A 12,143-nucleotide genomic window follows, 5' to 3' on the forward strand; every position below is an offset into this window, starting at 1 on the left:
ATTGATTATTCACTCCCGGCCAATTAGATTGTTACGGACAATAATACTCCGCTTGCATAACTTTGAGGTGAGGGCTACCACTCATGAGTAGTGAGATTAAAGTGTGCAGATGAATTTCTGCACACTTTTTCACATTCTTTCAATTATCATCGCTGTCGACATCCCATGTCCGATGCAAATTGTCAGTAGGCCGTACCTTCCCTGCCTCCGCTCCAATTCATGAAGAAGAGAAGTCATTAATTTCGCACCAGTTGCCCCAAGTGGATGACCTAGCGCAATCGCACCACCATTAACATTCACCTTTTGTAAATCCGCTTCCATTTCCTTTTGCCATGCTAAAACAACCGATGCAAATGCTTCATTGATTTCTACAACATCCATATCACGAATTGTTAAATTTGATTTTTGTAGCACTTTTTTTGTTGCAGGGATAACGCCATCAAGCATTGTTGTCGGGTCAGAACCAACAACCACTTGATTAACAATACGAGCACGTGCTTTACAACCTAGCTCTTTAGCCTTTTCACTATCCATCAGCAAGATTGCTGCAGCACCATCACTAATTTGACTTGCATTCCCTGCTGTAATCACTCCATTTTCTTTAAACACTGTTTTTAAATTTGATAACGCTTCATAAGAAGTATCCCTTCTCGGACCTTCATCATTTTCAACTAATATTTCATTGCCTTCTTTATCTACACCACGCAGTGGTACAATCTCTCGCTGAAAGTGTCCAGATTCAATAGCTTGAAGTGCGCGTCTATGACTTTCTAGCGCGTAAGCATCTAACTGTTCACGTGTAATACCATATTTTTCTGCAATCATCTCAGCAGATACACCTTGATGCACAATTTGATACTTTTCGTGAAGACTACTCGGGATCGTCTGCTCATTTCCATCACTTAAAATAGGAACTTTTGTCATATGCTCAACACCAGCTGCAATCGTAATGTCCATATCCCCTGATTTAATTTCTTGCGCAGCAAAGTGAATAGCCTGTTGCCCTGAACCACAGAGCCTATTAATCGTTACTGCTGGAACCGTTATAGGAAAATCTGCTTCAAGTGCCGAAAGTCTTCCAATATTAAAACCTTGTTCGTTAATTGGCGTTACACACCCCATAACTATATCTTCTATAAGTCCTTTTTCTATATTCCCCCGTTTTGTTACTTCACTCAGTGCAACTGCCGCAAGTTGTATGGGGTGAAGTAAACGAAATGCCCCATTTCTTTTACCAACTGGCGTACGTACAGCTTCAACAATAACAACGTCCCGCTTCATATTTTCTCGCCTACTTTCCCTTTTGAATAATCATAAAAACCTTTCCCAGTCTTTCTTCCAAGATGTCCTGCCTCTACAAGTTTCACAAGTGTTTGCGGCGCTCTAAACCTATCGCCAAATGCTTCCATTAGTCCTGTACTCGCAAATAGCATCGTATCTAGCCCTACATAATCCGCTAATTCAAATGGTCCCATTGGATAGTTCAAACCAAGCTTAATTGCCTTATCAATGTCCTCTTTACTTGTAATTCCTTCTTCATACATACGCATGCACTCTAACATATGAATAGCAATTGCCCGCGACGTCACAAATCCTTGCATATCTTTCACAACAACCGTTTCTTTCCCAATTCCTTCTGAGACTGTTCTTACTGCTTGTATCGTACTTTCTGCTGTAACCACTCCTCGTACAATTTCAACGAGCTTCATAACAGGAGCGGGATTAAACCAATGCATCCCCACTACTTTTTCTGGACGACTTGTTACACTTGCAATTGCAGTTACACTTAATTCAGACGTATTCGTTGCTAGAATAGTAGATTGCGATGTATACAAATCTAGCTTTTGAAAAATCTCCTTCTTTAACTGTAATATTTCTGGTACTGCTTCAATAACAAGCTCTACATTTTGGCAAGCTTCTTCCAATATAACTGTAGAAGTAATATGAGCTAGAATGCCATTTTTTTCTTCCTCTGTCATACGTCCTGCGTTCACGAAACGACTCAAGCTTTTGGTGATAGTTCCATAAGCTTTTTGTAAACTTTCTTCTGATATATCATACATTTTCACATGTTTATCGCCCATCGCTAACGCTTGGACAATTCCACTTCCCATAATTCCTGCACCAATTACTGCGATATTTTGAATCATTATTTTCCTCCTTTAATTATTTTCTTTTCATTTCCACAACATACATTTCAACAACGAATCAATACTTTTCGAAATAGTCTTGCATATTCACGAGAAATAAATGTCCCCTTGATTCTCTATCTTCTCTCTAATTATTCATACACGAACTCGCTCAATTACATCTAATTGTTCCAATCTCTCAATCTCTAACTTCGATAATCCAAGCTTTTGCAACACTTCTTCGGTATGCTCACCAAGCTTCGGTGGATTCGCAAATGCATGACTCGTATGTGTAAATACATATCCTTTCTCATTTACTAGATGCCTTGTAAATGGTGACGACGATAATTCATTTGTCTCCAAAACAGGCGCTAAACAACAATCCACTTCCATCGCAAATTTCGTCCAGTACGCCAATGGCTTACTAGCAAAGAGTGCTTTCATTTGCTCATAAATGATTTGACCATCTTGAGTTAGTTCATATTGCTTATCCCCCCATTCTACTCTTCCTACCGCTTCACAAAAGGAATGCCAAAATTTCTGTTCAACTGCTCCGAGCGCAACAAACCTTTCATCGCTCGTTTCGTAGAGGGAATAACATACAATCTTACCGCTAAGCAAATCTAGCCCATGACGTTTGTTATACATTTTTTCAAGCATGATATGATTGTTCATTAACATCATTAAGCTATCTGTGAGGGAAATATCGTGATAACTCCCTTCCCCAGTTCGCTCTCTTTGAAACAATGCTGCCATAATTTTTTCTGAAGCCATCATTCCGCCTATCTCATCCCCAAGGGTAATTTTGGGATGAACCGGAATTCCTTCTTGATCTTTCAACTGTGCTAATACGCCGCTTACTGCCATAAAATTTATGTCGTGGCTTGCAAGATTCGAATGTTCTTTATTTTGTCCATATCCAGTTAATGAAGTATAAATGATACTTTTATTTATCCGTTTAACTTCTTCATATCCAAGACCAAGACGGTTCATTACGTTAGGCCGAAAGCTTTCTATTAAAACATCAGATTTTTGAAGAAGTTTTTTCACTACCGCTACTCCTTCTGGATGCTTTACGTTTATTGCAATACTTTTCTTGTTACGATTATTCGCATAAAAAAACGCCTGATTACCAGATTCCAACCCTCTTGCTAAATCACCATAAAGCGGTTCTACCTTTATCACTTCTGCACCTAAATCAGCAAGGCGAAGTGCTGCATACGGACCTGGTAAGTAGTGAGAAAAATCAACAACTGTTATTCCTTTCAACATCATAAGCCCATACCCTTCGCAATTATGTTTTTCATAATCTCATTCGTACCAGCATAAATCGCGCTTACTGGAATATCACGATAACGCCGCGCAATCTCGTATTCTTCCATATATCCATATCCACCGTGCAATTGTATGCACTCTGCTGACACTTTTTTTGCAAGATCTGTCAGCCACCACTTCGCCATCGATACTTTCGTTACGATGTTCTCACCATTCATGTGATTGGCAATACAGTCATCGACAAATGTTCTGCCAATTTCAATTTCCGTATACATCTCTGCTAATCGAAACTGTACTGTTTGAAAATCGCTTATACTTTTCCCAAATGCTTTTCGCTCTTGGACATAGTTTTTCGTTATATGTAGCATCACTTCCGCGGCTGTTTTAGCTGCAATTGCAACAATGAGACGTTCTTGCTGCAACTTTTCCATGAGATAATAAAAACCTTTTCCTTCTTCCCCTAACAAATTCGAAGCAGGCACTTTTACATCTTCAAAAATAAGTTCTGCTGTATCTTGACTATGTAAGCCGATTTTTTTTAGTTTTTTTCCTCTTTTAAATCCCTCCATTCCTCTTTCTAAAACAAGTAGACTCATGCCTTTATGAGCCGGTTTAATATTTGTATCTGTCTTACAAACAACGATAACTAAATCTGCATGAATACCATTTGTAATAAATGTTTTTTCTCCATTCACGACATAATAATCACCTTCTTTTCTTGCAGTTGTTCGAATACTCGCTAAGTCCGAACCTGCTCCTGGCTCCGTCATCGCAATTGCAGTTATACATTCACCGCTTACACATTTTGGTAACCAACGTTTCTTTTGTTCTTCTGTTCCATACTGCATGAAGTATGGAACGACAATGTCATTGTGCAAACCAATTCCGATTAAACTTGATCCAACCTTTTCAAGTTCCTCGTTAATGACAACCGAATATCCAAAATCAGCACCTGCTCCACCATACCGCTCATCTACCATTGGACAAAGAAAACCTTTACTCCCCATTCTTGTCCAAAAAGCACGAGGAATTATTCCTTCTTTTTCCCATTCGTTATAGTATGGATATGCTTCCTTTTCTAAAAATTTATGAAAAGCATCACGAAAAATGTGATGCTCCTCCTGTAAATATTTATGCCTCATCATATCCTCCCCTTAGCTTCCGTTTCTGCATTACGCAAAATAAACTTTTGAATTTTACCGCTTGCATTTCTTGGCAGTTGTTCAACAAACACATAGCGACGTGGACGTTTATAATCAGCAAGCTTATCACTTGCTTTGCAATACTCATCTAATATCTCTTCGGTAAGAGACTGATCTTTTGAAACGATGTATGCTAGAACACTTTCTCCCCAAAGCTCATCTTTCTCTCCAAGCACCGCAACATCTAAAACACTTTCATGTGTATACAAAAAATCCTCGACCTCACGTGGGTAAATGTTTTCTCCACCACTAACAACCATATCGTCAACGCGATCCGCAACGTATAAATAACCATCTGTATCTACATACCCCAAATCTCCTGAATGGTACCATCCTTTATATAATGCTTTTGCTGTTGCCTCTTCATTGTTGTAATACCCTTTCATCAAACAGGAACCTCGCACAATAATTTCTCCAATTTCATACGGTCGTAATATATCATTCGGCTCAGATGGTCCTTCTTCATTTGGACGGACAACACGAATTTCATGATTATAAGCAGCTTTTCCTGCAGAACCTACTTTAGTAAGTTGCTCATTCTCTCGTAAAAAAGTAACTGCCGGTCCCATTTCCGTCATACCATAAGCTTGTACTAATGAAACATTCAATTTTTCATCACAAGCTTTTACAAGTGCCGGTGCCATTGAAGCTGCTCCATATAAACCGTACCTAAGAGAAGATAAATCATACTGCATTAAATCTTCCTGCAACATCATATTCCACATTGTAGGTGCCGCAAACATAACAGTAACCTTCTCTTTTTCAATCGTTTCGAGCACATTCTTTGCATCGAAATGGTGTAGAATAATATTCGCCCCGCCGCTATGTACCCTTGGAACGAAGCAACAATGCAGCTCAGCACAATGAAACATCGGTGCTGTTACAAGACCGCGACTATTCTCGGTATAATGTAAATATGCGATTCCTATCAAGCTTTGATCGATAATTTCTTGGTGACGGTGAAGTACTCCCTTCGGATAACCGGTTGTTCCACTTGTATACATAATGGAACAAATATCATCTTCTTTTACTTCTACTGTTTCAAAATCCGGTAATGCATTGGATAATTTTTCTTCATATGAAATAGAAAACGATGGATGATTTTGGTCAATGTACCAGAACTGAATATGAGGAAATTGTTTATAAATGCTTTGTACTTGAGAGGATAATTGCTGTTCAAAAAGTACGATTTTTGGAGAGGCATCTTCTAATATATAAATGAGTTCTTGTGGTTTTAATCTGAAATTGATTGGGTTAAATATGGCGCCAATTTTTGCACAAGCGAAACATGTAGTTGCTAGTTCACTACTATTAAAGAGAAATGTCGAGACACGGTCACCTTTTTGTATACCACTTTTTTGGAGCGCATAAGCTAGCTTATTCACCTGTTCATTCCATTCTGTATACGTCCAGCGAATATTTTTTTTCGGTTCAACAATCGCTTCTTTATTTGGATAATTTCCAGTAGTCAGTTCAAGCAAATTTCCAATCGTTATATACAATACGTTTCCCCCTTTCGAATAAAAAGTTTCTCATATAGAGCATGTCACAATGCAGTAACTCAGAGATATTATAACAATTTTCAGAATATTTTAACAGTATTTCTTTCGACAAATCCTTGCCATGTGTTTGTAGGTGAACAAGAACATAAAAAATTTACTTTTTAGTGGAGGGGGTGACCCTCCACTCCATACTTCTATCTTTCTTACACTTCACTTAATACATTTTCCTCTTTTCGTTCTACCTTCTCAACCATATTCCCTTCCTCATCCCACTTCACAGCGCGATAATAGGCATCATGATAAAAAGTGAACCATGCTTTCTTTTCTGTGCCATACTTCATCCATTTTTGCTTATGTTCAATTGAAGTCATTGGATAATCATCATATGCCATCACCCATAATACGTTTTGATGAGCATGCGTTGGCAAGAGATCCGCTAAATGAAGCATCGTTTCTCCTTTACTTTCAAGAACAATTACAGCATGACCATCACTATGCCCTCCTGTATGTACCATTCTGATTTCATCTGAAATTTGTATTTCGTCTTTGAAAGTGACAATTTGCTCTACAATTGGCTCCCAATTTTCTTTCCAATATGTATTACGAGAGCGGATATTAGGGTTTTTCATTTCATTCCATTCTATTTCTGATACATACACTTTTGCATTTGGAAACGTCGGAACAAGCTCACCATCTTCCGATTTTGTTAATCCTGATGCATGATCAAAATGAAGGTGTGTCATTAATACATAATGAATATCTTCAGCTGTTAGACCGCGCTCCACTAGAGAATGTTCAACTGACGATTCTTCTGTTACCCCTTGATTCCGCTTCATTTTTTCATTCATTTTATTATTTCCAATTCCTGAATCAATGAGCATATTTCCTTCTTTCGTTTGTACAAGCAACGGATCTGTTCTTAAATAAATATGATTTGTATCATTATGTTTATATTTGCGTGACCATAAGATTTTTGGTACGACACCAAACATCGCTCCCCCATCTAAATGAGTGTTCCCTCCGCGGAGCCATGTCACTTTTATTTCTCCGATTTTTAAAGATTCCATTCCACATTCCCCCTTTTCCATTTTACCCCGCTATTCGTGTGCAGTAAGACTCCCACCTCAAAATGCAGCAAATGCAAAGAAGTTAGTCGGGGAATCAACTGCCCGTAAAAGCCCGATTGGTGCGGGCTGATTAAAGTTCCTCTTTATTCTAACACAAAATTCAGAATGTTTTTTTACAACAAAAAAACCTGCGCATTACTGCGCAGGTTCTGTTCTATATTTCGCTTCAACACGATAAATACGATGTCCTTTACTAGAAAACTTCTCTTCGTATTCCGTCATAATGTTACCTTCGAAATCACTGTTATGAAGATCTAAGCTAAGGAATGTGAGTAGCATGCCATATTCAGCCATACTCATAAGAGAGTATTCAAATAAACTTTGGTTATCCGTTTTAAAATGAATCTCTCCGCCTGTTACTAACACTTCTTCATAATTGCGTAAAAATGTTTTATACGTTAAACGACGCTTCTCGTGACGATTTTTTGGCCATGGATCTGAGAAGTTTAAATACACACGGTCAATTTCGCCTTCCGCAAAGAAAACTGTTAAATCTTCAGCATCTTTATTAATTAATTTTAAGTTTGGTACTTCTTCTTCAATTAACCTATCAAGCGCATCTACGATAACACTTGTGAATTTTTCAATTCCGATATAGTTAATATGCGGATTCGCTTTTGCCATCTCATAAACGAAACGACCACGACCTGTTCCTACTTCAATATGGATCGGATGGTCATTTCCAAACACTTCTTTCCAATTGCCACAACGCTCCTCTGGGTTTCCAATTACAAACTGTGAATACTCATTAATTCGATCCATTGCATATGGTTTATGTCTTAAACGCATAGATGTCTTCCTCTCTTTACCAGACTATTTTTAGAAGGTTTATTCCTTCTTTCTTTTTTAATCAATCTATCAAACAAAAAACCAAGTACGTACGAGCACTCGGTCCGTTTCTTTCAAGTATAAGGTGTTCCATTTTGATACAAACTACAAAGAGCATAGAACGAAACTCTCCTGTAGAAACGTTTCGTTAGCCAATGATTAGCTACTCCATGACGAAATAGAAAATTTCTCTTACTTGTTCAAATTGAACAACAATCGAAAGGATGATCCAATCATGCCGATTAATCAACAACATCAATTAGAAATTTTAAAAGATATTCTAGTCAATCACCAAAGCGATTGCTGTGGAACGGTTTCTGAGTGCGAACAATTAGAACGGCTCATTCAATCATTGCTTGCAAACGATAGTGTGAACAGCGATGTAAAAGCAATGCTAAACGATGTATATTACTATAGTCAATCGGGTAAATATTCTCCTGATTTAGACAATCATATTTCCAATAATCAAGAGCAACTCACGCAATGGATTTCTGGAATGGACAATTTCTCTTAAATTATTTATTACTCTGAAGCAAGTAGTTGCTGTAAATATTGATGCCAATATTCAGCTTCTGCTTGCTGTTTTTTTGTTGTATGCCATTGAACAGATAAAATAGTTTGTGCCACTACATACCACTTCATACGATGAACCAATGATTCATTCATTTCAATTCCATAATACGCTAACCATTCGTCCCATTCGTGACGCGGAACATACCAATATAATAACATACCAAGATCAAGAGCAGGATCCGCAATAAGCGCTCCATCCCAATCAATTAAAAATAATTCATCTTCGTTCGATAATAACCAATTGTTATGATTGACGTCACAGTGGCACACGACAAACTCATCATGTTCAACATCTTTCAGTGTGGTTTTTAAATATCGTAGCCCTGTCTGAATCGTTTCATCCGTTCTTAAATCTCCTCTTAAAACAAAATACAATTGTTGCAATAACTCCTGCGCATAGAGCGGCTGTTTTCCAAGCCTTTGTATCATCTGCACAAGCGCTTTAGATGAATGTATTTTTTTTAAAAGCTTTGCAACACGCTCAAGTTTCATATCCTCTGGCTCTAGCTTTTGCCCTGGAAGCCACTTTTGAGCTGAAATCACATCACCGTTCGTCACTCTTCTTGTCCAAAGTAATTTTGGAACAATTCCTTCTGCTGACAATACCGCTAAAAAAGGCGATGTATTCCGCTTTAAAAATAGCTTTTGTTGTCCATTTTGCGCAATATATGCATCGCCTGTTGCCCCACCAGCTGGTATAAGACTCCACTCTTCTCCTAATAATTGTTCCAACCATTCCATATTCATTACCCGTTAACAAATCCTTATCTTTTATAGTTATGAAAAGAAAAACCGCAACACCTTTTGAAGATGTTGTGGATTCATATGAAAACTCCCGCCACTTAGCTCCTTTGGCTCTTAAAGTAGGGGTTTCTCGTGTTAATCATCTCTAACAGATGATTAACACGAGTAGAGTTGACACAGCTGCCTGATGCACAACCCCTCTATTCCATTGGCAAACGCCCCTGGAACTAATTTTTTAATATATTGTATAAAGACAGTTACTAGCAATTCATCTTCATCCTCAAAGACTATACTAAGCATATTCCTTGAAAGTGGAGTTTTCTTACTTTTTTTGATAAAAGAAAACTTGGCATGGGCCAAGAAATCAAAACAAACTAACCGTCTATTCTTTTATATTTTACAAAACCAATAATACAATGACAACTTATCGAAATCGTCACCTTTGTCAATTCTACATTTATTATATTCTCATCGTCAAGTAGCGATTTGTCACATTATCGCCAATATATACGAGCTAATCGGAACCATTTGAAGTTCACTTCCTTGAAATGAAGAAATCGGATGTACTTTCGCTTTTGTACTGTCTGCTAATACGTACCACATTTCGTGTTTCGGCAGTGAAATCGTTTCTAATTGCACACCATTATGAAACAACACCACAATTTCCTTCCAAGGACCGAACTTTCCTATATTTTGTAAATGATAAGCAACAACAGTAGGAGATGTTTGTAAAAATGTCATATGCTTCTTTATAAGATTCGCTGACTGTAAGCGAAACGCTCTATGTGCCTTACGAATCGCAATCAAGCCTTGTATATAAGCAATTGTTTCTATTTCTTTCTCTTTTTGATCCCAATCGAGTTGATTAATTTCGTCAAGCGCATTATAACTATTTTCATTTCCTTTCTTAGAACGATAAAACTCTTGTCCTGCATGTAAAAATGGAATTCCTTGTGAGAGTAATGTCATCGCTGTCGCTAAACGATGACGCCTTTTTTGCACTTCTTCCGTTTCCTGATTGCTACGCACGAGTTTATCCCACATCGTCATATTGTCATGACATTCCACATAGTTAATACTTTGAATGGGTTCTAAAAATAACCCGTCTCCTTTTTCATTTACAAGACTTCCTGTTAACACATATTGCAAATGCGCGGGGTCTACACTTCCTCCAAATGCAAAACCACGTTTACTTACATCAAACGTGCTACCTTTTATTCCATCACGAAATTGATCGTTGAACTGCGCGATTTGTGGCATTTTGTTTGCATTGTTAAGCGTTGCCTTCTCTTCTGCCGGAAGCGGTGTTTGTAAATCCCAGCCTTCCCCTAATAACAGTGCATCCTTTTTTCTTTTCCTTATTTCCTTTTCTAATTCATTCATCGTTTCTACATCTAAAATTCCCATTAAATCAAATCGAAAACCATCCACGTTATATTCAGTAAGCCAATATAAAACAGAATTAATAATAAATTTCCGCATCATTTTTCGCTCTGATGCTAGATCATTCCCAACTCCAGTTCCATTTGATGGCATACCATTTTCATCATGTCTGAAATAGTATCCTGGTACAAGCTTTTCAAAAGATGATGTTTCTCTTTCATATACATGGTTGTATACAACATCCAAAATAACGCGGAGTCCATGCTCATGAAACTTTTCAATAAGTTGTTTACATTCCTTGATTCGGTTATAAGGGTCGGTAGGATCACTTGCATACACTCCCGTTGGAACGTTGTAATATAATGGATTATAGCCCCAGTTATACGTTACAAAAGGGGTCGTTTCATCTACTCCAGCAAAATGATGAAGAGGTAAAAGCTCAACATGTGTAACTCCTAATCCTTTTATATAAGAAAAGGCCGTCTCTGTCCCAAGTCTCCCCTTCGTATTCTCTTCTGTTAATCCAGTATATGTCCCCTTTTTTTCCACACCACTATTTGGATGCATAGTGGCATCACGAATATGCAATTCATAAAGGATTGCATCCGTAAAAGATTCAAGTTTAGGTAATGAATTTTGTTCTTTTACATATGTCTTCGCAAGATCAATTACAATTCCATACTTACCATTCACCGATACCGATTTTGCATATGGATCTACAACTTCATTCCATATTAAATTAATACAAACGAGAAATGTATACCTTGCTAATTCAAAGTCTCCTTGTAAAATACGAGACCAAACACCATTCTCTTCTCTTTGCATCTCATAATCCGTATACTCTTTATCATTTTTATAAATTCTTACTTTCGCAAGTCTTGCAGTTGGTGCCCACATTTTAAAAGTTGTTTTTTCCTTTCTATAACAAGCTCCTAAATCGCTACCATCATAATAATATTTTTCATCAAATACAGCCGTTCGAATAACCGCTCCAATTTGTAAATCTGTTTCTTCATTCCGCTCATCCCGCACTGTATAATACTTCCCCACATCAAGTGGATATTCTATATAACATTCATACTTTGTTACATCTGCAAGGGAAATAATTTGAGCAACCTTAAGCTCCCATACATGATTTCCTTCCTGCATAAAAAATGTCCGGCTTGTTCCATACGTATGCGGGAGCAAAATTGTAATTTTATTCATTTCATCTAAATAAGCTTCAAATGGACGCTTTACTTTCAGCATAAAAAATCACCATCATTCTCGAAATTAAAATGAAACTATATGAATACAATTTGAAAAACCGACATAAAACCCAATCTTTAGGTGGGAGAGAGCAACTGGCCATTCATAGAAGCGGTCAGAACCTCTTCCTGC

10 protein-coding genes are annotated in these 12,143 nt (G+C 37.6%); 1 reads left to right on the forward strand and 9 read right to left on the reverse strand.

All coding sequences use genetic code 11. The features are described 5' to 3' along the window. Window positions 1–129: 129 nt before the first annotated feature. From ACM6HU_RS03595 to trmB, 7 genes are all read right to left on the reverse strand, one after another. Window positions 130–1,281, reverse strand: a complete 1,152-nt coding sequence (locus ACM6HU_RS03595; protein WP_414847997.1) for a thiolase family protein — start codon at window positions 1,279–1,281, stop codon at window positions 130–132. Continuing rightward, on the reverse strand, window positions 1,278–2,150 hold the full coding sequence (locus ACM6HU_RS03600) for a 3-hydroxyacyl-CoA dehydrogenase family protein (RefSeq protein WP_016116684.1): 873 nt from the start codon (window positions 2,148–2,150) through the stop codon (window positions 1,278–1,280). Before ACM6HU_RS03600 ends, ACM6HU_RS03595 begins: the two co-directional genes overlap by 4 nt. 135 nt (window positions 2,151–2,285) lie before the next feature. Continuing rightward, the gene (locus tag ACM6HU_RS03605) at window positions 2,286–3,401 is read right to left on the reverse strand and encodes a CaiB/BaiF CoA transferase family protein (protein WP_016132124.1); all 1,116 of its coding nucleotides are present in this window, start codon (window positions 3,399–3,401) and stop codon (window positions 2,286–2,288) included. Continuing rightward, a complete protein-coding gene (locus ACM6HU_RS03610) occupies window positions 3,401–4,546 on the reverse strand; it encodes an acyl-CoA dehydrogenase family protein (protein WP_016116686.1) in 1,146 nt (381 codons plus the stop codon). Before ACM6HU_RS03610 ends, ACM6HU_RS03605 begins: the two co-directional genes overlap by 1 nt. After that, on the reverse strand, window positions 4,546–6,108 hold the full coding sequence (locus ACM6HU_RS03615) for a fatty acid--CoA ligase (protein ID WP_016116687.1): 1,563 nt from the start codon (window positions 6,106–6,108) through the stop codon (window positions 4,546–4,548). Before ACM6HU_RS03615 ends, ACM6HU_RS03610 begins: the two co-directional genes overlap by 1 nt. A gap of 203 nt (window positions 6,109–6,311) precedes the next feature. After that, window positions 6,312–7,175, reverse strand: a complete 864-nt coding sequence (locus tag ACM6HU_RS03620; RefSeq protein ID WP_016116688.1) for a YtnP family quorum-quenching lactonase — start codon at window positions 7,173–7,175, stop codon at window positions 6,312–6,314. Between the two features lie 195 nt (window positions 7,176–7,370). Continuing rightward, window positions 7,371–8,024: a tRNA (guanosine(46)-N7)-methyltransferase TrmB gene (trmB, locus tag ACM6HU_RS03625; RefSeq protein WP_003201235.1), complete on the reverse strand. Its 654-nt coding sequence runs from the start codon at window positions 8,022–8,024 to the stop codon at window positions 7,371–7,373. Window positions 8,025–8,298: 274 nt separating this feature from the next. On the opposite strand from trmB, the gene ACM6HU_RS03630 reads away from it, so the two are divergent. Then, window positions 8,299–8,577, forward strand: coding sequence for a YtzH-like family protein (locus ACM6HU_RS03630; RefSeq protein ID WP_016116689.1), 279 nt, complete (start codon window positions 8,299–8,301; stop codon window positions 8,575–8,577). 8 nt (window positions 8,578–8,585) lie between these two features. Here the strand turns inward: ACM6HU_RS03630 and ACM6HU_RS03635 are convergent, their stop codons facing one another. Then, window positions 8,586–9,383, reverse strand: coding sequence for a phosphotransferase family protein (locus tag ACM6HU_RS03635; protein WP_016116690.1), 798 nt, complete (start codon window positions 9,381–9,383; stop codon window positions 8,586–8,588). Between the two features lie 486 nt (window positions 9,384–9,869). Next, window positions 9,870–12,011, reverse strand: coding sequence for a type I pullulanase (gene pulA / locus ACM6HU_RS03640; protein WP_016116691.1), 2,142 nt, complete (start codon window positions 12,009–12,011; stop codon window positions 9,870–9,872). Between the last annotated feature and the right edge of the window lie 132 nt (window positions 12,012–12,143).

Source organism: Bacillus sp. IT-79MI2 (assembly GCF_949768135.1).
GTDB lineage: Bacteria > Bacillota > Bacilli > Bacillales > Bacillaceae_G > Bacillus_A > Bacillus_A pseudomycoides.

Coding starts and splice junctions, on each gene's coding strand:
- trmB (WP_003201235.1), bottom strand. CDS start 8,024: ATGCGTTTAAGACATAAACCATATGCAATGGATCGAATTAATGAGTAT.
- ACM6HU_RS03620 (WP_016116688.1), bottom strand. CDS start 7,175: ATGGAATCTTTAAAAATCGGAGAAATAAAAGTGACATGGCTCCGCGGA.
- ACM6HU_RS03630 (WP_016116689.1), top strand. CDS start 8,299: ATGCCGATTAATCAACAACATCAATTAGAAATTTTAAAAGATATTCTA.
- ACM6HU_RS03600 (WP_016116684.1), bottom strand. CDS start 2,150: ATGATTCAAAATATCGCAGTAATTGGTGCAGGAATTATGGGAAGTGGA.
- ACM6HU_RS03610 (WP_016116686.1), bottom strand. CDS start 4,546: ATGAGGCATAAATATTTACAGGAGGAGCATCACATTTTTCGTGATGCT.
- ACM6HU_RS03605 (WP_016132124.1), bottom strand. CDS start 3,401: ATGTTGAAAGGAATAACAGTTGTTGATTTTTCTCACTACTTACCAGGT.
- pulA (WP_016116691.1), bottom strand. CDS start 12,011: ATGCTGAAAGTAAAGCGTCCATTTGAAGCTTATTTAGATGAAATGAAT.
- ACM6HU_RS03595 (WP_414847997.1), bottom strand. CDS start 1,281: ATGAAGCGGGACGTTGTTATTGTTGAAGCTGTACGTACGCCAGTTGGT.
- ACM6HU_RS03635 (WP_016116690.1), bottom strand. CDS start 9,383: ATGAATATGGAATGGTTGGAACAATTATTAGGAGAAGAGTGGAGTCTT.